This is a genomic window from Ensifer sp. YR511 (assembly GCF_900103045.1).
Taxonomy (GTDB): domain Bacteria; phylum Pseudomonadota; class Alphaproteobacteria; order Rhizobiales; family Rhizobiaceae; genus Ensifer; species Ensifer adhaerens.
Genome location: NZ_FNGR01000008.1, coordinates 43,375 through 63,534, shown reverse-complemented (window position 1 = coordinate 63,534; position 20,160 = coordinate 43,375). Strand labels below are relative to the sequence as shown.

Here is a 20,160-nt window from a genome sequence, read left to right as displayed (position 1 = left end):
CCTCACTTCCGGGTGCGTGCGGCCGGCTGCCGGGCAAAAAGCCTGCGGAAGACCGGGTAGATGTCGGCGGGCTTGGCGATCCGGGTCATCTGGAAATTCGACTTCTCGCCGTCCACCGTGCGATAGGCGCGCCAGAGCGCGGTGCCGTTGTCCGTCGAGCCGAAGATTTCCGTCTCGCGCTCGTCGATGATCTCGACATAGGCATAGTACTGGCAGAGCTTCGTGAGTTTTTCCCGCAGCAGTGCCGCACAATGTTCGCTGTCGCCGATGATGTTGTCGCCGTCGGAGGCCTGGGCCGCATAGATGTTCCAGATCTGCGAGGGGTAGCGGTCCTCGACGATCCTGATCATCTCTTCGAGCGCGGTCGATACGATCGTGCCGCCGCTCTGGGTGCTGTAGAAGAAGGTCTCCTCGTCAACCTCACGCGCCTCGTCCGTATGGCGGATGAAGACGATGTCGATGCGTTCGTAGCGCCGTTTCAAAAACAGGTGCAGAAGCACGAAGAAGCGTTTGGCGAGGTCCTTCTCGCGCTCGCCCATGGAGGCCGAGACGTCCATCAGGCAGAACATCACGGCGTTGGCGTTCGGCAGTGGCTGCTGCTCAAAGCGGTTGAAGCGGATGTCCACCGGATCGACGTAAGGGATGCGCCGCCGCTTCTTCTCGATCCTTTCCAGCTCGACCCGCAGTTCCTTGAGCCTCTGTCGGCTCTTCGCCGTCGGCTCCGGCTCCACTTCCAGTTGCGCGATCTCGTCGGTGACCGCGGTCAGTTCCTTCTCCTTCGGCCGGTGCAGCGCCAGGCGCCGGCCAAAACTGTTGCGCATCGTGCGCCCGACATTGATGTTCGTCGGCGTTCCCGCCGTGGCGAAGCCGGCGCGGCGGGGCTTGAAGGTGACCGTTTCCTTGAGGCTGAGCTTGACCATGTCGGGGAGCTCCAGATCCTCGAAAAACAGATCCAGTACTTCCTCGCGCGACAGGATGAACTGGAAATCATCGTCGCTTTCGCCGGTTCCGGGCTTGCCCTTGCCGCCGCCACCGCCGCCCGCTTCCGGTTTCGGCAGGCGGTCGCCTGCCGAAAACTCCTTGTTGCCGGGAAGCACGTAGTTGCGTTCGCCGGAGCCGCGGGACGGCTGGAACGTGGGCTCGCTGGCACCATCAGTCGGCATCGGCACGCCATGCGCGGCGTCGACGTCGATGATCCTGTCCGACTTGACCTGATCCTTGATGACCCGCTTGAGCTCTTCGCGGGCCCGCTTCAGAAAGCGTTGTCGATTGCCGAGGCTCTTATCCTTCGGATTGAGCCGCCGGTCGATGAAATTCGGCATAAACCAATCCCCTGCTTCGGCATCGTCAGCCCGCCTTGTTGACCCGCATATACCAATCGACCAGCCGCCGGACCTGACGCTCCGTATAGCCGCGTTCCGTCATGCGTTGGACGAACTCGGCGTGTTGCTTCTCGGATGCGCTGTCCTTCTTCGAGCCGAAGCTGATGACCGGAAGCAGGTCTTCGACCTGGCCGAACATGCGCTTCTCGATCACGTCGCGAAGTTTTTCGTAGCTCGTCCAGGAGGGGTTGCGCCCATGGTTCTTGGCACGGGCGCGCAGGGTGAACTTGACGACCTCGTTGCGGAAGTCTTTGGGATTGGCGATGCCGGCCGGCTTTTCGATCTGCGACAGTTCGCTGTCGAGGATCTCCCGGTTGAGGATTTGTCCGGTATCCGGGTCCTTGAAGTCCTGATCTTCGAGCCAGGCGTCGGCATAGGCGATGTAACGGTCGAACAGGTTCTGGCCGTATTCGCTGTAGGATTCGAGATAGGCCTTCTGGATTTCGTGGCCGATGAATTCGGCATAGCGCGATGCCAGCTCGGACTTGATGAAGTCGAGGTAGCTCGCTTCCGTCTCCTTCGGGAACTGTTCGCGGCGGATCGCCTGTTCCAGAATGTACATGAGGTGCACGGGATCGGCCGCGACCTCCTTGGTGTCGTAGTTGAAGGTTTCCGACAGAACCTTGAAGGCAAAGCGGGTGCTGATGCCGGTCATACCCTCGTCGACGCCGGCGGCGTCGCGATATTCCTGAACGGACTTCGCCTTGGGATCGGTGTCCTTCAGGTTCTCGCCGTCATAGACCCGCATCTTGGTGTAGAGCGGCGAGTTCTCGTGACGGGCAAGGCGGGTGGAGACGGTGAAGCGGCTGAGGCTTTCCAGCACTTCCGGCGCGCAGGGGCTCTTGGTCAGTTCGCTTTCGCGCAGCAGCTTCTCGTAGATCTGCCGCTCTTCGGTGACGCGCAGGCAGTAAGGCACCTTCACCACGAGGATGCGGTCGAGGAAGGCCTCGTTGTTCTTGTTGTTCTTGAACTGCAGCCATTCGGACTCGTTCGAGTGCGCAACAACGATGCCCTGATAGGGGAAACCTCCGAAGCTTTCGGTGCCGTTGTAGTTGCCTTCCTGGGTTGCGGTCAAAAGCGGATGCAGCACCTTGATCGGCGCCTTGAACATCTCGACGAATTCGAGCAAGCCTTGCGTCGTGCGGTTGAGGCCGCCGCTATAGGAATAGGCGTCGGGATCGGCCTGGCTGTAGTTTTCGAGCTGGCGGATGTCGACCTTGCCGACCAGCGAGGAAACGTCCTGATTGTTCTCGTCCCCGGGCTCGGTCTTGGCGATCGCCACCTGGCGCAGGCGCGACGGCATCAGCTTGACGACGCTGAATTTGGAGATGTCACCATCGACTTCGTCGAGGCGCTTCGTCGCCCAGGGTGAGATCAAGCCGGTCAGCCGGCGTCGGCCGATGCCGTATTTGTCTTCGAGCAGGTCGGCCATGCGGTCGGGATGGAAGAGGCCAAGCGGTGATTCAAAGACGGGACTGACCTTGCCGCCGACCGCCAGCGTGTAGATCGGCTGAAGTTCCATCAATTTTTTCAGGCGCTCGGCGAGCGACGACTTGCCGCCGCCGACCGGGCCGAGCAGGTAGAGGATCTGCTTGCGCTCCTCCAGCCCCTGCGCGGCATAGCGGAAGTAGCCGACGATGCGCTCGATCGTATCTTCCATGCCGTAGAAGTCGGCGAAGGATGGATAGATCTTGACGGTCCGGTTTGAGAAGATGCGGCCGAGACGTTCGTCCGCGCTGGTATCGATGAGGGTTGGATTACCTATGGCTGTAACCATCCGCTCCTGTGCGGTGGCATACATGCTTTTGTCGTCGCGACATGCCAGAAGGTATTCCTGAAGACTGATTTCTTCTTGCGCTGCACTTGTATAGATCTCCGAGAAGAGATCAAAGACGTCGCATTCGCTCTTTTGCATCATGCTCTCCCGCGGCCGCTGGCTGAGACGGGGATCGCTGCTTATCGGCTCGCTCATTCGAATAAACGGCGTCCCATGCGCAATGTTCCTTCAGAGTACTCGCTTTCTCGTGATTCTCGAAGGGGTTGTTTCAATGAATGAAAAATCGTGACTGTGGCATCACGAAAACCTGATCGAAGCGGTGGTCATAAGGCGTTGAACGCAGGGCGTGCGCGATTGGCGCCGCATGCGCCCAGGCGTTTTCTGTGCGAGCGCCATGTTCGGTTGCGTCAGCCGCCGCCGGGTCCGCCGAGGTGGTGGAAAAGAAGGGCCAGAACCGCGTCTCGCATGGTCGCTGTCTCGACATGGCCGATGCCCGGCGCTGCAACCAAAGATAAGTCGTCTTCGACGGCGGCCGCCCGATAGGCAGCCTGCGTCTCGTCACAGGTGCGCTCCACCGCTTGAGGCGGCGTCAGGGAATCATCGAGCCCCACGCAGATCAGTTGGGGTCGGGAGGCGACGAGCTCGGCGCCTCGACAGCGCCGCCACGCGGCGACGCCGGAGAGAAGGAACGCCTTTAGGCGAGCCAGGCTGGCAGGCGCACCGAAACGCGGCCGGTGAGCGCCGCCTCGACGCAGTCGGCGAGGTTGCTGAAGCGCACGGCGCGGCCGGAAAGACCGGGACCGTAATGGGCGTATTTACCGGAATTGGTCATCAGCGCCCGGGTCTTGGTCGGAAAGACCGGTTCGGAGATCGAGCACCAGCAAATATCCGGCAGGACCTGGATGCCGCTCTCTTCAAGGCGGGCAAGCAGACCTTCGTCCCGTGCTGCGGCTATCGCGTCTCGCCCGGCGGTGACGATCACGGCGACGTTGCTATCGCGCTTGCGGCCGTCGAAGGCTGTGGCCAGCGCGCGGCACTCCTCGAGCGACGCATGCGGGCTGCCGATGGCGACAAGCTCGACCTCCGCCGGACCGTCGTTCAGGAGCGACCAGGCCGCGGCCATGTCGGCGCGCGTGATCGTCGTGTGGTCGGCATCCTTGGCGGCGGCACCTTCCGCTTCCGGGGTCACGCCCTCCACATGTAGCATCGGGGATGCGGACGTGGTGCCGAAGGCGGCGCAAAGCGCCTTGAGGTCGTCGCGCGAGGGCTTTGCCGATGCAAGACCGCGCAAAAGCGGGATGCGGTCGGGTGCTGCCTTGCCGGCGAGATAACCGATCAGCGGCCAGAAGGCATCGTCGATATCCTCCGGCAGTTCCACGTCGATGACGCGCGTCGCCTTGCGCGGCGCGTCGAGATAGACGCCCGAGAGCGGTGCACGACCGGTGAGCGCAATGCAGAGATCGAGAAAGTCCGGGTGTTTGGCCGTGCGCGCGCCGAGCACCGTGTTGGCGAATATGACGGCGTTCGATTCCGCCCAGGCGATGGCTTCGCCGGATTTCGGCGCGCTGTCGAGCAGATAGGGCGAGCAGGTGAAGGTCGGGCGGCAGCCCATGCGCACATAGGCGTCGGCAAGCCTTGCTGCCGGATCGCCGAAGCTCTCCGGCACGCCCTGCGCCCGCCAGTTGGCGCGGTCGACCGAGATCGCGTTCATGGTCGTCGGCACGCGAACCTTGGCCCCCATGTCCGCCATCTTCTCGGCGAAGGTGAGGTTTGCCGGGCTCGCATAGATGCAGCCGTCGATATGGCCCTGGACCACGTCGATGAGCTTTTCCGCACCCTGCTGCGCCGCCATCGCCGCGATGATGCGCATCGCCTGTTGCACGGCGATGCCGTCACGACCGTCGAGCATGGCGCGATCGTCGTCGGTGAGATCAAGCGCCGTCATTGCCGGCGGAGCGACCGGAATTGTCAGGCCATCGGCTTCGATTGCCGTATCGCTGATGCGCGCGGTCTTTGCTTGCGCCAGCGCCTTGAAGGCGTCGCGCGAAAGCCGAAGCACCGGCAGGGATTTTCCGAACATTTCGGCCGCGATCAGCGCGCCGAGCGTCAGCACGTCTTCCGCTTCCGAGAAGACCAGGGCCGCCGGCGCACGGCCGGTCAGCGCCATGTCGAGCAGCACGCCCGAACCGGTGCAGGAGCCGCGGCTCGACGGCATCATCAGGATGCCGTCGGTCAGACAGAGGCCGTGCAGCGGATGGTGCACGTCGATCACCCGACCCGTTGCCGGATCGACCCCGCCCCAGAAGCTCAGCGCCTCCTCCGTGGCGATGATGGGGCCATCGGCGGAGCCGGAAAGAATGCTGCGGGCGGAGATCGATTGGGTCATTTTACGACAAATCCATGAGCAAAGGGGTCGCGGTCATCGATGAAGATCGTGTTGATGCCGGTCATGCGGGCCCAGCCGGCAATCGACGGGATGATGGCGTCGCGGTCCGCGACCTTGGTCGCCGCCTCGACACGGCCCTTGAACAGCGAACCGATGATCGATTCATGCACGAACTCGTCACCGACCTTGAGCTTGCCCTTGGCGGCAAGCTGGGCCATGCGCGCCGACGTGCCGGTGCCGCAGGGCGAGCGGTCGATCGCCTTTTCGCCGTAAAAGACGGCGTTGCGCGCATGCGCTTCTGCCTGTGTTGGCTTGCCGGTCCACTGGATGTGGCTGAGGCCCTTGATTTCCGGGTGCTCCGGATGCACGAACTCGTATTTGGCGTTGAGCGCCGCGCGGAGCTTCGGGCTCCAGCCGACGAGTTCGCCGGCCGTATGGTCGGCCATGTCGCGAAAATTCTTCTGCGGTTCGACGATGGCGTAGAAGTTGCCGCCATAGGCGACGTCGACGACGATCTCGCCAAGACCCTCGACTTCAGCCGTCAGCCCCTCGGCGTAGAGGAAGCCCGGAACGTTGGTGAGGCGCACTTCTTCGACGAAGCGGCCTTCCTGGCGATAGGTGATGTCGACCTTGCCGGCCGGCGCGTCGATTGAAAGCTTGCCCGGTTCGCGCGGCGTGATCAGGCCGTTTTCGATCGCCATGGTGATGGTGCCAATCGTGCCGTGGCCGCACATCGGCAGGCAGCCCGACGTTTCGATGAAGAGCACGGCGACATCGCAGTCGGGCCGGGTCGGCGGATAGAGGATAGAGCCCGACATCATGTCGTGGCCGCGCGGCTCGAACATCAGGCCAGTGCGGATCCAGTCGAACTCGCGCAGGAAATGGGCCCGCTTCTCCAGCATGTTAGCGCCTTCGAGTCGTGGCCCGCCGCCGGAAACGAGGCGGACCGGATTGCCGCAGGTGTGGCCGTCGATGCAGGAGAAGGTGTGGTTGGCCATGGTCTAAACTCTGTCAGAAACGTTGGGGCGAGAAGGAACTGATATCGATCGCCGGCCGCCGGCCGGTGAGCAGGTCGGCAACGAGCCGTGCGGTGCCGGCCGATTGCGTGAGACCGAGATGGCCGTGGCCGAAGGCGTAGACGACGCGGCCGGTGGCGCGGGCGCGGCCGATCGCCGGAAGGCTGTCGGGCAGCGACGGGCGGAAGCCCATCCATTGCACGCCGCCCTCGCTCTTGAAGCCCGGCAGGAAGGCTTGCGCCTTCTTCAGCATGGCTTCCGAGCGGCGGAAGTTCGGCGGCAGCTTCAGCCCGCCGAGTTCGACGGCGCCGCCGACGCGGATACCGGTCGAAAGCCTGGTGACGACGAAGCCGTGTCCGCCGAAGGTTACCTGGGTGCGCAGATCGAAGGCATCCTGCGGCAGCGTGGTGTTGTAGCCGCGCTCGGTTTCGAGCGGGATACGCTCGCCGAGCGTACGGGCGACCTGGTGCGAGAACGCGCCGGCTGAAAGCACGACCTGTTCTGCCCGCCGCGTCTTGCCGTCGGCCGTCAGTTCGACGCCACCTTCGATCGGCTTCAGTGCCGTAACTTCGGCACGCTCGATCACACCTCCCTTGGCGCGGAAATGGTCTGCCAGCGCCAGCGTGTAGAGCTTGGGATCGGCGATGGAATACCAGCCGGGGGTAAAGGTGCCATGGGTGAAGCGCGATGCGAGACCAGGCTGGATCTCGGCCATCTCGGCCGCGCCCATGTGTCGGAACTCGATGCCGTGTTCGGCTCGCGCGGTCCAGCCGGGAAGAGAGGCCTTCAGCTCGGCTTCGCTTTCATAGACCTGCAGATTGCCTTCCTTGCGCAGCATCGGCAGGGTGCCGGTCTCGGCGAGGAAAGGTTCGAGCTCGGCCTTGGAGAGGTCCATCATCGCCGTCTGGGCGGTCGTCGAATGGGCCACGCGGCTTGCCGAGCAGGCGCGCCAGAAGCGGAACATCCACGGCGCGATCTGTGCCGCATAGGCCGGTGGCACGCTCAAGGGCCCAAGCGGGTCGAGCAGCCACTTCGGCGCCTTCTTCAAGATGCCGGGTGACGCGAGCGGCAGGATGTCGGTGAAGGCGAAGGCCCCGGCGTTGCCCGCCGAGGCACCTGCTGCCGGGCCTTCCCGGTCGAGCACGGTGACGGAAAGTCCCCGTGCCTGGGCGGCGATCGCCGCAGAAAGGCCGACAACGCCGGCGCCGATGACGATGACGTCAGGCTGAACTGCATCCTTCATGATCGGCTCAGTGCGTCGCTGCGAGGAACTTTTGGAGTTCCGGATCCTTCGGCGCGCCGAAGAGCGCTTCCGGTGCGGCGATTTCCGCCATCACGCCCTTGTGGAAGAAGGCGACGCGGTCGGAAACTTCGCGGGCAAACTTCATTTCATGGGTGACGCAGATCATCGTCATGCCCTCGGAGGCCAGCATGCGCAGCGTGTCGAGCACTTCGCCGACGAGCTGCGGATCGAGCGCCGAAGTCACTTCGTCAAACAGCATGTATTCCGGCGACATTGCGAGTGCGCGGGCGATCGCCATGCGCTGCTGCTGGCCGCCCGACATGCGGGTTGGATAGACGCCGAGCTTCTCGCCGAGGCCGACGTGCGTGAGCTGCTTGACGGCGTTCTCCTCGGCCTTTTCCTTGGAGAGGCCGAGCACCTTGCGCGGCGCCAGCATGACGTTTTCAAGCACGGTCAGGTGCGGGAAAGCATTGAACTGCTGGAAGACGATGCCGAGCTTGCTGCGCAGCTTGTTGAGGTTTGTTGATTTCGCGTGGACCTCGGTGCCGTCGACGAGGATGCGGCCGGCATCGATCGGCTCGAGACCGTTGATGCAGGTCAGCAGCGTCGACTTGCCGGAACCGGAGCCGCCAATGATGGTCAGCACCTCGCCCTTGTTGACGGTGAGGTCGATGCCTTTGAGAACCTCCAGCGAGCCGAAGGATTTGCGAACGTTCTGGATCTCAATCATTGGACCACCGTTTTTCAAGGTAACCGCCGAGCCGGGCGATCGGGAAGCTGATGAGGAAGTAGATGGCGCCGCAGATCAGAAGGATCAGCAGCGGTTCCTGCAGGCGGGTGACGAGCACCTGCGAGGCGCGCAAGAGTTCGATCAGGCCGAGCCAGAGGACGAGTGCGGAGTCCTTCATGACGCCGAGCGTCAGGCCGATCCAGGACGGCAGCGAAACGCGGGTCGCAAGCGGCGCCACGATGTAGCGCATGTCCTGCCACCAGGTCATGCCGAGCGAGCGGGCGGCGCGGCGCGTCGTCGGTGGCACGGAAGAGATGCCGCCACGAACGATCTCGGTGCAATAGGCGGCCGTATAGAGCGACAGCACCACGCAGGAGGTCGTGAACGGTGCCCAGCCGAGCTTGGCGATCGCCTGGAAGGCATTGGCAAGAACCAGCTGGATCAGCAGCGGCACCGAACGGAAGATGTCGAGCACGAAGGTGAGCGGAGCGGCCCAATAGGGGCCGACCTGGTTGCGCACGACGCCGAAGATGATGCCGAGCACGGTGCCGGCGGTAACCGAGACGGCGGTGACCGCGAGCGTCATCAAGGCGCCCTGCAGCAGGAAGCCGAGATCAGCGAGGGTGAGGGCGGTATTGAACATCTCTCACCTCTCCTTAGTAGCGGAACATGCGCGCGGCGAGCAGGCGCGCGCCCAGCGTCACGGCCTTGGCGATCAGGTAGTAGATGATCGCCGCGATCGCGAAGAATTCGAAGGTGCGGAACGAACGGGCGTTCAGTTCCTGGGTGATGCCGGCAAGGTCGGTGTTCATGCCGACGGTAACGCCAAGCGAGGTCATCAGGATCGCCCAGACCATCTGGTTGGTGACGGGCAGGAAGGCGATGCGCAGCATCTGCGGCAGCACGATGTAGCGGAAGGCCTGCACCGGGGTCATGCCGAGCGAGCGGCCGGCCCGCGCCTGGGTATCGGGAATGGCCTTGAGGGCGCCGCGGAAGTTTTCCGCGAGATAACCGGCATTGTTGAAGGCGATCCCCGCGAGCAGCGCCGTATAGGGGCTCAGGTGGATACCGAAATTGCCGAGGCCGAAATGGGCCATGTAGATCTGGAACAGCGCCGGCGTGTTGCGGGCGATTTCGACCCAGGCGGTGGCAAAACCACCGAGGATGCGATTGCCCGACAGGCGGCAAGCCGTCAGCGCGAGCGCCAGTGCCAGGCCGATGACCATCGAGAGCAGAGCCACCTGCAGGGTGACCAGCGCTCCGTCGAGCATCTGTGGCAGGGCTTTCAGCGCCTGGTTCCAATGAAAGGTATAGCTGAACATGTTTCGTCTCACCTCTTCGGAAACGAATAGCGGCGCGAAGCTAAACTTCGCGCCGCCAGATAAACGGCATATTAGCGGTAAACGCCCTTAGCCGTAAGGTCCGGAAGTTCGCCGCCGACCCACTTTTCGTAAAGTTCAGCGTAGCGGCCGGTGCGGACCTGCTGGTTGATGAAGAGGTTGAGGAAGTTGATGAAGCCGTATTCTTCGCGGTTGGTGAAGAGCGCGACGTAGTCGGTGTCGAACGGAGCCTTGCCAACGACGGAGATGCCGGCGAACTTGCCGCCCTTCACGTTGGCCTGGGCGACGGTCGAGGTCGAAACCGTAGCGTCGATCTGGCCCTGGCTGAGCGCGAGGAAGACGTCTGCCTGGGTCTGGTACGGACGGAACTCACCGGCGCCCCATTCCTTGACCTGCTTTTCGAGAGCGATCGCTTCGAACGTGCCGGCGGTCGCGCCGACAACCTTGCCCTTCATGTCTTCGAAGGACTTGACGCCCGACTTCTCGTTGGCAGTGACGGCCATTTCGAAGGCGAAGTAGGGGATCGTCATGCCGACGGTCTTGGCGCGCTCAAGCGTGTCGGAGGTCGAGGCAACGCCGACGTCAACGCGGCCCGACATCAGAGCGGGAATGCGCTCCGGGAACGGGGTCTCGACGATTTCGGCGGTGACGCCGAGTGCCTTTGCGAGGTCGTTGCAGTAGTCGACGTCAAAACCGATCGGGTTGTTGTTCTCGTCGCGAGAACCCATCGGCGGGAAGTCGAGCACGACTGCGCAACGCAGCGTACCCGAGCCGATGACGTCATCCAGCTTGTCGGCATGGGCCTGGCTGGTCAGAGCAGCGGCCGCAACGAGGCCGAGCGCGAGCACCGAAGTCTTCATTTTCTCTCTCCCTGAAATGAGTGCCGTCTGACGGCTGAGGCACTATTCCGTTTTAGACAGCACAAATCAATAGAAAAATACAATTAGTATACAAAAAGTATAAGTTCATAACGCAGAACGCGCGCAGGCATCCCATTTGTTTCGTCAAATGGGATGCCTGCGCAGCGATCTGTCGTGTCTTGCGGCTGCGGGCGGCAGGCACCCGCAGCTGTCGGTGAGTGCCTTAGCCCTGGAAGTCCTCGGGCAGCAGGCCTTCCGGCATGTTCTGGTAGGCGACCGGGCGCAGGAAACGGCGGATCGACAGGGTACCGACGCTGGTTGCGCCGAAGTTGGTCGAGGCCGGATAGGGTCCGCCATGCACCATCGAATCCACCACCTCGACGCCGGTCGGGAAGCCGTTGACGAGGACGCGGCCGGCCTTGCGCTCAAGGATCGGGCGCAGACGACGGGCGGTCTCGAGATCGGTCGCATCCATGTGGATGGTGGTGGTCAGCTGCCCCTCGAAGCCGCGGGCAAGCTGTTCCATTTCAGAGGTCGAACCGACGCGAACGACGAGGCCGAGCGGACCGAACACCTCTTCGCCGAGCGCATGGTCGGCCAGGAACTGGTCGCCGGTCGTTTCGAACAGGTTCGGCGAGACCGAGCGGCCGGACGATTCGGTCGTCAGCAGCGGCTTCACCGTGTTGCGGCTTTCAAAGCGCGCCTGGCCGTCGTGATAGGCCTTGGAAATGCCGTCCGTCAGCATCGTCTGCGGCGCGACCTTGCCGAGCGCTTCGACGGCGGCCGTGGTGAAGCGATCGGCGTCAGCACCTTCGACAACAACGGCGATGCCGGGGTTGGTGCAGAACTGGCCGGCACCCATGGTCAGCGAACCGGCCCAGCCCTGGCCGAGTGTCTCGGCGCGTGCCTTCAGTGCTTCCGGCAGCAGGAACATCGGGTTGACCGAGCCGAGCTCGCCGAAGAACGGGATCGGCTCCGGACGTGCGGCGCAGAGATTGAAGAGCGCGCGGCCACCGGCGAGCGAACCGGTGAAGCCGACGGCCTTGATCAGCGGATGCTGGACAAGCGCTTCGCCGACCTGGCGGTTGCCGCCCTGGATCAGCGAGAAGACGCCCGGGTGAACGCCGGTCTTGCGGATCGCGGCCTCGACGGCCTGCGCAACGATCTCACCGGTGCCCGGATGGGCCGAGTGGCCCTTGACGACCACGGGGCAGCCGGCAGCAAGGGCGGCAGCCGTGTCGCCGCCGGCGGTCGAGAAGGCCAGCGGGAAGTTCGAGGCGCCGAAGACGGCGACCGGGCCGATCGGGCGCTGGATAAGGCGGATTTCCGGGCGCGGCGCCGGCTGACGCTCGGGCAGGGCCGCATCGAAACGGCGGTCGAGATATTCACCCTTTTCGATGTGGTCGGCAAAGAGACGGAGCTGGCCGGTGGTGCGGCCGCGTTCGCCCTGCAGGCGCGCTTCCGGCAGGCCGGTTTCCTGGGTGCCGATCTCGGTGATGGCCTCCGCGCGTGCCTCGATCTCATCCGCGGTGGCGCGCAGGAACGCGGCGCGCTCGGCCCGGGTCGAATAGCCATAGCTCAGGAAGGCTTCTTCGGCGGCTTCAGCCGCGCGGTTGACCAGCTCTACGGTGCCGGTGGCGAACTGATGGACCGGACCGTGGGCGGGTGCCGATGCGAAGGTGCCCGCGCCGTCGAGCCATTCGCCGGCGACAAGGTGTTTTCCTTTGGGGGTGAAGGCCATCTGCCGATCCTTTCGTTCGATCCCGGATTGCCTTTTCTGGCAGAGGGGATCATGGCTGAATTGCACTTGTCGGATCTTTGTATACTATATGTATGCAGAACATCAATCGCCTGACTGGCCCTTCCGGATCAGGCGCAGCATTTGAGAGGGAGAGAGATGAGCGAAACCAACACCCTGACGATCGCAGCACTTTTCGAGCGCGTCGAGGCGATCTTCCTGAAGGCGGGGCTCAACGCCATTCAGGCCGGTGCACTGGCCCGCGTGATCGTCGCCGGCGAGCGGGATGCCTGCAAGTCGCATGGCATCTACCGCATCGAAGGAGCGCTTCGCACCGTCAAGGCGGGCAAGGTGAAGCCGGATGCAACACCGGAGCTCGAAGCGGGCGAAGGTTCCGCTATCGTCAAGGTCAACGCCAAGGGCGGTTTTGCCAATCCCGCCTTCGAGCTCGGCCTGCCGGTTCTCGCCGAACGCGCTCGCTCGCTGGGCATCGCCGCGCTCGTCATCAACGATTGCACCCATTTTTCGGCGCTCTGGCCTGAGGTCGAAGGCCTGACCGGCGAGGGACTTGCCGGCCTCGTGATGTGCCCGAGCTATGCGACCGTTGCGCCGACCGGCGGCAACAAGCCGCTGCTCGGCACCAACCCCTTCGCCTTCGGCTGGCCGCGCGAAAACAAGCCGCCTTACGTCTTCGACTTCGCCACCTCGGTTGCCGCCCGCGGTGAGATCGAACTGCACCGCCGTGCCGGCAAGCCCTTGCCGGAGGGCTGGGCGATCGATGCCGAAGGCAATCCGACGACCGATCCGGAAGCAGCGCTTGCCGGCGCCATGCTGCCCTTCGGCGGCCACAAGGGTTCGGCGATCGGCACCATGGTCGAGCTTCTTGCCGGCATCATGATCGGCGACCTGACGAGCCCGGAAGTGCTCGACTATCTAGGCACCACGACGCTTGCACCGTTCCACGGCGAACTGATCGTCGCCTTCTCGCCGGAGAAATTTGCAGCCGGACGCCCGGGCAATCCCTTCGCCCGTGCGGAAGTGCTGTTTGAGGCGATCGTCGGCCAGGGCGCCCGCCTGCCGTCGCAGCGTCGCTTCGTGGCACGCGCCAAGTCGGAAGCCGAAGGTGTCGTTCTCAACACGGCTGAAATCGAGCAGCTCGAGCGGCTGCTTGCTCTTGGATTGGACGCCGTCGTGTAAGCGACGGCTAACCTTTTCGTCGATCATCGACCCGTCGAGACTGCCAAACGAAAAAGGCCCTCCAACCGGAGGGCCTTTTCTATTTGAGTGCCGATCGAGCGATCAGGCCTTGTACTTCTGCACCGCGCCCGGGAGCTTGCTCCACTCGGCGTACCAGCTGTTGAACAGCTTGAACTGGGCTTCGACGTAGCCGCGCTGGCTGTCGGAGAGAACGTCGCTCTCGTTGAAGTGCAGCGTGTATTCCTTGTCGCCCTTCAGCACCATCATATGCTTGAAGTAGAGAACGAGGTCCGGACCTTCGTCGAAGGACGAGAGAACGGCGAGCGCCTGTTCCAGTTCCAGTGCGCGCAGACGTGCGTCGACGTCGCCTTCGGCGGCGGCACGCGACAGGTTGCACATGTGGATGACTTCCTTAGGCAGAACGCAGCCGATGCCGGTGATGGCACCGGTTGCGCCGCAGTTGACGAAGCCGTGGAAAACGGCCGTGTCGACACCGATCATCAGCGAGACGCCATCGTCACGGCTGGTGATGTTCTCGGCCGCATAGCGCATGTCGGCAGCGCCGCCGAATTCCTTGAAGCCGACGAGGTTCGGATGTTCGGCGCGCAGCGCGAAGAACAGGTCGGCGCGGGTGGCGAAGCCGTAGTACGGGCTGTTGTAGATGACAGCCGGCAGGCTCGGGGCGGCCGAGAGAATGGCCTTGAAGTGGTTCTTCTGGGCAGCGACAACCGAGCCGCGCGAAAGCACGCGCGGGATGACCATCAGGCCCTGGGCGCCGACCTTCTCGGCATGTGCCGCGTGAGCGACGGCCGAAGCAGTGTTGACGGCGCCGGTGCCGACGATAACCGGAATGCCGGCCTTGACGAGGCGCTCGACGCCTTCCATGCGCTGTTCGTCGGTCAGGAGCGGCCAGTCACCCATCGAGCCGCAGTAGACGACGGCGGACATGCCTTGAGCGATCAGCTCCTTGCCCTTGCGCACCAGCGCGTCGAAATCGGGGGTGCGGTCTTCCTTGCAGGGGGTCATCAGCGCCGGGATGACGCCGGTGAAAATCTGAGCCTTCATCTGAAACTCCTCTCGGCTTTGTCTTCAGGGCAGCGGCGCACCTGCGCCCTTGCCTTTGATCCAGACAATAGCTGTTTGTATTTTATTTGTCGACAAGAAAAATACAAAGGTCGCTACAAAGCGATATCGAGCTTGTTGTTGCGGGCAAAAAGCTTCTGCACCTGCTCGACGATCTGCTCAGCATGCGCCTTGCCCAGCCGATCCGCAGCCTCGACGTCGCGCGCGGCGATCGCGGCGATCATGGCCGCATGCTCGTCGACGAAGCGCTGGGGGAACTGCTCATCATAGGACTGATAATAGAGACGGAGAATGCGCCGCCCTTCGTCCAGCAGCCGGCGGAACAGGCTGGTGAAATAGGGGTTGCGTCCGCTTTCCGCGATTGCCGCATGGAAGGCGGCGTTGGTGGCGATCATCGTGAGCGGGTCGCGCGTCTGCACGGCTGCCGCATAGTCTTCGTGGAAGCCGCGAATGATCGCCAGGTCTTCCGGGCGGTGGTTCTGCGCCGCAAGCCGCGTGGTGACGCGGTACATCAGCACTAGCGCGTCGAAGAACGGATTGAGATTGAGGAAGTCGATGTTCGCCACCATCGTCGAGCGGTTCGGCAGCGTGTCGATCAGCCCTTCGCCGGCAAGACGCACCAGCGCCTCGCGGATCGGCGTGCGCGACATCTTCAGCCGCTCGGCAAGCTGCACTTCGTCGATCGGGCTGCCCGGCGGCAGCACCAGGTCGAGGATCTCGTCGCGCAAGAGGTCATAGACCATCTTTACGCCGGAGCCGCGCTTACGCTCGGGGATGGGGCTGTTGTCGGTGTCGATATCGGTCATGTCAGATTCCTTTGTCGACAAAAGAAATACTTGTCTCTGTCGCCGGGATCAACAGTTTCCGCTGCCGTCATTGCGCGAAGCTGTTATCCGCATCTGCGTGCACAGGTTGTTGTGGCGACCCATGCGTTTCCCACATGGGAGCGCTGAGTTTTGAGCGCTGCAACTTACGGAAAGCCTGAGATATAAGGTGTTCATCGAAGCGAAACGAGGCGCCACGGACTGGCAGCCAGGCTTCGAAAGCCCATTGAAAGGGGGATCAAATGAACATCGCACGCTCCATCAACAACTGGCGCAAGTATCGTCAGACGGTCACCGAGCTGGGCCGCATGTCGAACCGCGAACTTCGCGACCTCGGCATCGAACGCGCCGACATCGACCGCGTCGCACGTACGGCCTTCGCCCGCTAAGGCGATCTTAAAGACTGAAGAATTGCCAAGCGCCTGCATCTCCTGCGGGCGCTTTTGCTTTTTGGCGCCTTCATTGCGCCATTGTCGTCCCACACATCGCTGGCACTGCGATTTGATTAATCGACTACTCCATTAATCGCGCCGCTTGCCGCCGACAGGCGCGGTGTTCGTTCAAGAGACTGAGTGCCATGCCGCCGTTTTCCCCTGAGATTACCGATTTCTGGAACGCGTCCTTTGCGGGCGATGTTCTCGCAAGCGCGGATCGGTTTACCGTCGTGGTCAATCCCGACCTCGACGAGGAGAGCCCGGCCATGGTGCTGCACACTGCTGAAAACGGCGTGATCGTGGCCCTGTCCCCGGCGCTCGGCGCCGCGCTGTCGTCGGCGGCGGGGCAGGTGCTCACCGAAGCACCCCTTCGCCAAGGGCTGTGCGATGCCGGCATCGTCCTGAACGGTGCTGACAACCTCTTCTACTTCACCGAAGCGGATAAGGCTGTGCTGTTGCGGGAGAATTCGAGCGACCATGTGCGCGCGCTCACGGCGAAGGATGCGGCCGCGTTCGCCCTGTTCCAGGGCTCCGCCTCGGAAGAGGAGCTCGATGCAGCCTATGTCGAACTGGATCACTGGTTGGTCTACGGTGCCTTCGATGGTGACAGGCTGGTCTGTGCCGCGAGCATGTATCCCTGGCAGGAGCGGCAGATCGCTGATCTCGGTGTGCTGACGCTTATGTCCGATAGGGGTAAGGGCCACGCCCGCAAGGTCGTGCGCGCAATCAGCAGGGCCGCCCTCGAAAAGGGATACCAACCGCAATATCGCTGCCAACTCGACAACCACGCGTCGGTGGCGCTTGCGGGAGCCGTGGGCGTGACGCTTTTTGGCCAATGGGAAGCGCCCTTCGAAGACGGCTGAGACGCGGCTTGACGGTATGCCGGGCCGTCAAAACGATGCTGACAGAATCTGGCAGGGGTCGCGCGTAAAGTGGCCCCAGGATAAGAGACCGAGGGATTGCAGATGTCGGCGCAGGATATGTTTCAGATGGGTGCAGCAAACAGGTTGGGCGAGCGCAATTTCTGGATCGGCGCGGTTTCCGGCGATGACCTGCAGCATGCCGCCGAAGACGGCTTCTCTCGCTTTGGCTACGGCTACCGCAATGTCCAGGCGATGACGCGCATGAAGGCGGGTGATGGCTTCATCGGTTATGCGCCCAACGCCGCCTTTAACGGCAGGGCGGGGCTTGCCTGTTTTGCCGCCATCGGTGTCGTCAAGGAGCGCCCGCCCTACTTCTTTGCCATGGGCGGCGTCGCCCCGCATCGCGGCGACATCGACTGGGCCGACAGCATGGAGGCGCCGGTTCGGCCGTGGCTCGACAGCCTGGAATTTGCCGAAGGCAACCGTAACTGGGACCAGAAGCTTCGTCTTGGTCATCTTGCCATCAGCGAGCGTGACTTCCGCGTGATCGCGCGGGCCATGCATGCAGACCTCGGCATGGTTTTCCCGAGGGTGCCGGCATTTCGCCAGCAGCTTGCCGGCTGATCGTTCGCGTCCTCAACCTGGGAGCAGCACCGTTGCGTCCTCCGCCGTGTCGACCGCTTGCTCCACCGAGCCGGCGGCGATGCTGGCATACATGCCGGTGGTTCTGAATTCCGTCGGGCTCAGACCGAAGGAGCGGCGGAACACCTTGGCGAAATAGTTGGGGTCTTCGAAGCCCGAGAGAATGGCCACTTCCTTGACCGGAAGGCTTGCGGTTTTCGTCAGCAGTTTTACCGCACGCTGCAAGCGCTTCTGCAGCACATATTCGGCCGGCGCCATGCCTTCGCTGGCGGCGAAGACGCGCGAGAAATGCGCCCGGCTCAATCCCGACACGCGCGCCAGTTCCTCCACTGGAAGCGGGTTCTGCAGGTTGTTCATGATGTGGTCGACGACGCGGTGCATCGTCCTGTGTTCATGGCTGAACACCGGGTGCGAGCCGAAGACGTCGTCGTAGAGTGCCATCGCCGCCTCGTAGGCAATCGCCGAGGCTCTGCCTGGCGTCTCGCCGCCGCGGATCAGCCGCAGACTGCAGTCGGCCAGATGCTCGATCGTTTCCGGTTGCAGCTTCAATACCGGACCGGTGACGGCGAGCAGGGCGCGGTGGATGCGCAGCGCCTCGTCGCCGTTCATCGAGATCCAGAAGAACTCCCAGCGCCCGCCGTCTTCCAGCCAGTAGCGATGATTGTGCGGCACGAGCAGGAGCAGCGTCTCGCCCTCGCGCACCCGATAGCTGCGGTTTTCGTATCGCAGGTTTCCGGCACCCGCGATCGTATGCTGGAGCACGGTAAAGGGCGTGTTTCCGCGCTTTCTGCCGTCCCAGTCATAGGTCGCATTGTTGCGGATTTCATAGCCGGTGCTGGTCGGCATCGCGTGCAGGCTCTGGCGTCCCCGCGGCAGCGAAACGGTGCGCATAACCGGGCCGTTGTCGATCAATTCTTGCAGCATAAAATTACCCATGAAAGCACAATACCGCTCTGGCGGGGTCGGCGATTATACACATAATGACCACCAACAGCGCAACAGGCGGTGCTTTTGGCCCGTAAGAAATGAGGGGATGCATCGAAGTTGCGCGCAGAGACGGTGAAAAACCGTGAATTGATTTTACCCTTTGTCAGAGATGCATGCAGTTCATGAGGAGTGAGGGCATGGCAACATTCAAGATCGCCATCATCGGCGCCGGCAGCATAGGCTTCACCAAGAAGCTCTTCACCGACATTCTCGCCGTGCCGGAATTGCGCGACATCGAGGTTGCGCTGACAGATCTCAGCGCCCGCAATCTGGAGATGATCAAGGCGATCCTCGACCGGATTGTCGAAGTCAACCGCCTGCCGACGAAGGTCACGGCAACCACCGACCGGCTGAAAGCGCTCGAAGGCGCCCGCTACATCATCAGCTGCGTCCGTGTCGGCGGGCTCGAAGCCTATGCCGACGACATCCGCATCCCCCTTAAATATGGCGTCGACCAATGCGTCGGCGATACGATCTGCGCCGGTGGCATCCTCTACGGCCAGCGCAACATCCCCGTCATCCTCGACTTCTGCCGGGATATCCGCGCGGTCGCCGAACCGGGTGCCAAGTTCCTGAACTATGCCAACCCGATGGCGATGAACACCTGGGCGGCGATCGAATACGGCAAGGTCGATACGGTCGGGCTCTGCCACGGTGTTCAGCACGGCGGCGAGCAGATCGCCGAAATCTTGGGAGCCGGCGAGGGCGAACTCGACTACATCTGCTCGGGTATCAACCATCAGACCTGGTTCGTCGACGTGAGGCTGAAGGGCCGCAGGATCGGCAAGGACGAGTTGGTTGCGGCCTTCGAGGCGCACCCGGTGTTCTCCAAGCAGGAGAAGCTCCGCATCGACGTGCTGAAGCGGTTCGGCGTCTATTCGACCGAGAGCAACGGCCATCTCTCCGAATATCTTCCCTGGTATCGCAAGCGCCCGGAGGAAATTACCCGCTGGATCGATATGTCCGACTGGATCCACGGCGAGACCGGCGGCTATCTCAGGCATTCGACCGAGACGCGCAACTGGTTCGAAACCGAGTTTCCGCAGTTCCTCGAAGCAGCCGGCCGGCCGCTCGACCATCAGAAGCGCTCGAACGAACATGCGAGCCATATTCTCGAGGCCCTGGAAACGGGCCGGGTCTATCGCGGCCATTTCAACGTCAAGAACGATGGCGTGATCACCAACCTGCCTGCCGACGCCATCATCGAATCCCCCGGCTTCGTCGATCGCTTCGGCATCAACATGGTCTCGGGCCTCACCCTTCCCGAGGCCTGTGCCGCCACCTGCCTTTCCTCGATCAACGTCCAGCGCATGTCGGTCCATGCGGCCGTGACCGGCGATCTCGATCTTCTAAAGCTGGCGATGCTGCATGATCCGCTGGTCGGCGCCATCTGCACACCGGAGGAGGTTTGGCAGATGGTCGACGAGATGGTGGTCGCTCAAAGCCAGTGGCTGCCGCAATACGCCCATGCCATCGACGGCGCGAAGGAGCGACTTGGCCGCGCAACCGTCAAGACGCGCGAATGGAAGGGTGCTGCGCGGCGTGAAGTGCGTTCGCTCGACGAGTTGCGCGCCGAGCGTCAGGTCCGCGCCGCCGGCTGATCGATTGCAGCGCTGCTTCCGTGAGGAGACGTGGGCAGCGCTGCCTGAAGTGCAGAC

General features: G+C 63.0%; 19 protein-coding genes. 5 read left to right on the top strand and 14 right to left on the bottom strand.

The genetic code is table 11. The annotated features are described in order from the left end of the window. Window positions 1-2: 2 nt before the first annotated feature. From BLU15_RS16255 to BLU15_RS16210, 11 genes are all read right to left on the bottom strand, one after another. The gene (locus BLU15_RS16255; RefSeq protein WP_060521878.1) at window positions 3-1,322 is read right to left on the bottom strand and encodes a YeaH/YhbH family protein; all 1,320 of its coding nucleotides are present in this window, start codon (window positions 1,320-1,322) and stop codon (window positions 3-5) included. A 25-nt stretch (window positions 1,323-1,347) separates the two neighbouring features. Beyond that, entirely contained in the window at window positions 1,348-3,297 is a 1,950-nt protein-coding gene (locus BLU15_RS16250) for a PrkA family serine protein kinase (RefSeq protein WP_034798403.1), read from the bottom strand. Window positions 3,298-3,566: 269 nt separating this feature from the next. Then, entirely contained in the window at window positions 3,567-3,770 is a 204-nt protein-coding gene (locus tag BLU15_RS38955) for a hypothetical protein (RefSeq protein WP_034798404.1), read from the bottom strand. Window positions 3,771-3,853: 83 nt separating this feature from the next. Then, window positions 3,854-5,545: a cis-3-hydroxy-L-proline dehydratase gene (locus BLU15_RS16245; protein WP_034798405.1), complete on the bottom strand. Its 1,692-nt coding sequence runs from the start codon at window positions 5,543-5,545 to the stop codon at window positions 3,854-3,856. Beyond that, a complete protein-coding gene (locus BLU15_RS16240) occupies window positions 5,542-6,543 on the bottom strand; it encodes a 4-hydroxyproline epimerase (RefSeq protein WP_034798407.1) in 1,002 nt (333 codons plus the stop codon). Before BLU15_RS16240 ends, BLU15_RS16245 begins: the two co-directional genes overlap by 4 nt. A gap of 13 nt (window positions 6,544-6,556) precedes the next feature. Further along, window positions 6,557-7,804 carry an NAD(P)/FAD-dependent oxidoreductase gene (locus BLU15_RS16235; protein WP_034798409.1) on the bottom strand — a complete coding sequence of 416 codons (1,248 nt, stop codon included), beginning with the start codon at window positions 7,802-7,804 and terminating at the stop codon, window positions 6,557-6,559. Window positions 7,805-7,811: 7 nt separating this feature from the next. Beyond that, window positions 7,812-8,534 carry an amino acid ABC transporter ATP-binding protein gene (locus BLU15_RS16230; protein WP_034798411.1) on the bottom strand — a complete coding sequence of 241 codons (723 nt, stop codon included), beginning with the start codon at window positions 8,532-8,534 and terminating at the stop codon, window positions 7,812-7,814. After that, window positions 8,527-9,177 carry an amino acid ABC transporter permease gene (locus tag BLU15_RS16225; protein WP_034798414.1) on the bottom strand — a complete coding sequence of 217 codons (651 nt, stop codon included), beginning with the start codon at window positions 9,175-9,177 and terminating at the stop codon, window positions 8,527-8,529. Before BLU15_RS16225 ends, BLU15_RS16230 begins: the two co-directional genes overlap by 8 nt. Window positions 9,178-9,190: 13 nt before the next feature. Continuing rightward, a complete protein-coding gene (locus BLU15_RS16220) occupies window positions 9,191-9,856 on the bottom strand; it encodes an amino acid ABC transporter permease (protein ID WP_034798417.1) in 666 nt (221 codons plus the stop codon). Window positions 9,857-9,927: 71 nt separating this feature from the next. Then, window positions 9,928-10,734: an ABC transporter substrate-binding protein gene (locus BLU15_RS16215; RefSeq protein ID WP_034798420.1), complete on the bottom strand. Its 807-nt coding sequence runs from the start codon at window positions 10,732-10,734 to the stop codon at window positions 9,928-9,930. Window positions 10,735-10,957: 223 nt separating this feature from the next. Further along, window positions 10,958-12,475, bottom strand: coding sequence for an aldehyde dehydrogenase (NADP(+)) (locus BLU15_RS16210; protein WP_089042886.1), 1,518 nt, complete (start codon window positions 12,473-12,475; stop codon window positions 10,958-10,960). Window positions 12,476-12,631: 156 nt separating this feature from the next. On the opposite strand from BLU15_RS16210, the gene BLU15_RS16205 reads away from it, so the two are divergent. Continuing rightward, complete coding sequence (locus BLU15_RS16205; protein WP_089042885.1) at window positions 12,632-13,669, top strand: Ldh family oxidoreductase; 1,038 nt, start codon at window positions 12,632-12,634, stop codon at window positions 13,667-13,669. A 102-nt stretch (window positions 13,670-13,771) separates the two neighbouring features. On the opposite strand, the gene BLU15_RS16200 is transcribed toward BLU15_RS16205, so the two are convergent. Continuing rightward, window positions 13,772-14,734, bottom strand: coding sequence for a dihydrodipicolinate synthase family protein (locus BLU15_RS16200; RefSeq protein WP_034798428.1), 963 nt, complete (start codon window positions 14,732-14,734; stop codon window positions 13,772-13,774). Between the two features lie 113 nt (window positions 14,735-14,847). Next, entirely contained in the window at window positions 14,848-15,558 is a 711-nt protein-coding gene (locus BLU15_RS16195) for a GntR family transcriptional regulator (protein ID WP_034798498.1), read from the bottom strand. A 260-nt stretch (window positions 15,559-15,818) separates the two neighbouring features. Between BLU15_RS16195 and BLU15_RS16190 the strand changes: the two genes are divergently transcribed. The 3 genes from BLU15_RS16190 (at window position 15,819) to BLU15_RS16180 (ending at window position 17,497) form a co-directional block, all read left to right on the top strand. Further along, window positions 15,819-15,965 (top strand): DUF1127 domain-containing protein, encoded by a 147-nt coding sequence (locus BLU15_RS16190; RefSeq protein WP_064817045.1) that lies wholly within the window; start codon window positions 15,819-15,821, stop codon window positions 15,963-15,965. 188 nt (window positions 15,966-16,153) lie between these two features. Beyond that, window positions 16,154-16,873: a GNAT family N-acetyltransferase gene (locus BLU15_RS16185; protein ID WP_089042884.1), complete on the top strand. Its 720-nt coding sequence runs from the start codon at window positions 16,154-16,156 to the stop codon at window positions 16,871-16,873. 126 nt (window positions 16,874-16,999) lie between these two features. Continuing rightward, window positions 17,000-17,497, top strand: a complete 498-nt coding sequence (locus BLU15_RS16180) for an EVE domain-containing protein (RefSeq protein WP_176960298.1) — start codon at window positions 17,000-17,002, stop codon at window positions 17,495-17,497. Between the two features lie 12 nt (window positions 17,498-17,509). Here BLU15_RS16180 and BLU15_RS16175 read toward each other — a convergent pair whose 3' ends face one another. Beyond that, complete coding sequence (locus BLU15_RS16175; RefSeq protein ID WP_034798432.1) at window positions 17,510-18,451, bottom strand: AraC family transcriptional regulator; 942 nt, start codon at window positions 18,449-18,451, stop codon at window positions 17,510-17,512. A gap of 188 nt (window positions 18,452-18,639) precedes the next feature. Between BLU15_RS16175 and BLU15_RS16170 the strand changes: the two genes are divergently transcribed. Further along, on the top strand, window positions 18,640-20,103 hold the full coding sequence (locus BLU15_RS16170) for an alpha-glucosidase/alpha-galactosidase (protein ID WP_034798433.1): 1,464 nt from the start codon (window positions 18,640-18,642) through the stop codon (window positions 20,101-20,103). The last annotated feature ends 57 nt before the right edge of the window (window positions 20,104-20,160 follow it).

What these genes read in the sequence shown, in the direction of transcription:
- BLU15_RS16175 (WP_034798432.1), bottom strand. Translation starts at nt 18,451, where the DNA reads ATGGGTAATTTTATGCTGCAAGAATTGATCGACAACGGCCCGGTTATG.
- BLU15_RS16195 (WP_034798498.1), bottom strand. Translation starts at nt 15,558, where the DNA reads ATGACCGATATCGACACCGACAACAGCCCCATCCCCGAGCGTAAGCGC.
- BLU15_RS16185 (WP_089042884.1), top strand. Translation starts at nt 16,154, where the DNA reads ATGCCGCCGTTTTCCCCTGAGATTACCGATTTCTGGAACGCGTCCTTT.
- BLU15_RS16190 (WP_064817045.1), top strand. Translation starts at nt 15,819, where the DNA reads ATGAACATCGCACGCTCCATCAACAACTGGCGCAAGTATCGTCAGACG.
- BLU15_RS16255 (WP_060521878.1), bottom strand. Translation starts at nt 1,322, where the DNA reads ATGCCGAATTTCATCGACCGGCGGCTCAATCCGAAGGATAAGAGCCTC.
- BLU15_RS16235 (WP_034798409.1), bottom strand. Translation starts at nt 7,804, where the DNA reads ATGAAGGATGCAGTTCAGCCTGACGTCATCGTCATCGGCGCCGGCGTT.
- BLU15_RS16240 (WP_034798407.1), bottom strand. Translation starts at nt 6,543, where the DNA reads ATGGCCAACCACACCTTCTCCTGCATCGACGGCCACACCTGCGGCAAT.
- BLU15_RS16170 (WP_034798433.1), top strand. Translation starts at nt 18,640, where the DNA reads ATGGCAACATTCAAGATCGCCATCATCGGCGCCGGCAGCATAGGCTTC.
- BLU15_RS16225 (WP_034798414.1), bottom strand. Translation starts at nt 9,177, where the DNA reads ATGTTCAATACCGCCCTCACCCTCGCTGATCTCGGCTTCCTGCTGCAG.
- BLU15_RS16220 (WP_034798417.1), bottom strand. Translation starts at nt 9,856, where the DNA reads ATGTTCAGCTATACCTTTCATTGGAACCAGGCGCTGAAAGCCCTGCCA.
- BLU15_RS16205 (WP_089042885.1), top strand. Translation starts at nt 12,632, where the DNA reads ATGAGCGAAACCAACACCCTGACGATCGCAGCACTTTTCGAGCGCGTC.
- BLU15_RS16215 (WP_034798420.1), bottom strand. Translation starts at nt 10,734, where the DNA reads ATGAAGACTTCGGTGCTCGCGCTCGGCCTCGTTGCGGCCGCTGCTCTG.
- BLU15_RS16210 (WP_089042886.1), bottom strand. Translation starts at nt 12,475, where the DNA reads ATGGCCTTCACCCCCAAAGGAAAACACCTTGTCGCCGGCGAATGGCTC.
- BLU15_RS16245 (WP_034798405.1), bottom strand. Translation starts at nt 5,545, where the DNA reads ATGACCCAATCGATCTCCGCCCGCAGCATTCTTTCCGGCTCCGCCGAT.
- BLU15_RS16250 (WP_034798403.1), bottom strand. Translation starts at nt 3,297, where the DNA reads ATGCAAAAGAGCGAATGCGACGTCTTTGATCTCTTCTCGGAGATCTAT.
- BLU15_RS16230 (WP_034798411.1), bottom strand. Translation starts at nt 8,534, where the DNA reads ATGATTGAGATCCAGAACGTTCGCAAATCCTTCGGCTCGCTGGAGGTT.
- BLU15_RS16180 (WP_176960298.1), top strand. Translation starts at nt 17,000, where the DNA reads ATGGGTGCAGCAAACAGGTTGGGCGAGCGCAATTTCTGGATCGGCGCG.
- BLU15_RS16200 (WP_034798428.1), bottom strand. Translation starts at nt 14,734, where the DNA reads ATGAAGGCTCAGATTTTCACCGGCGTCATCCCGGCGCTGATGACCCCC.